1 pseudogene is annotated in these 244 nt (G+C 43.9%); it reads left to right on the forward strand.

The features are described 5' to 3' along the window. Positions 1 to 244, forward strand: a pseudogene (locus AAEY62_RS24165) (bifunctional NADH-specific enoyl-ACP reductase/trans-2-enoyl-CoA reductase); the annotation flags it as partial.

Genomic DNA, 244 nt, shown 5'->3' on the forward strand with positions numbered 1-244 from the left:
TGCACCAATGCCCACCCAGTGGGCTGTAGCGAACATGTTCAAGAACAAATTAATTATGTAAAGCAACAAGGTGCATTAAAAAATGCGCCTAAAAATGTATTAGTTATTGGTGCCTCTACAGGCTATGGCCTTGCATCGCGTATTACTGCGGCGTTTGGTGGCGGTGCTAAAACATTAGGTATTTTCTTTGAAAAAGAAGGCACTGAGCGCAAAACGGGTTCTGCAGGTTGGTACAATACAGCTG

Origin of the sequence: Pseudoalteromonas sp. GW168-MNA-CIBAN-0100, from assembly GCF_040309225.1 — a bacterium.
Lineage (GTDB): Bacteria > Pseudomonadota > Gammaproteobacteria > Enterobacterales > Alteromonadaceae > Pseudoalteromonas > Pseudoalteromonas arctica.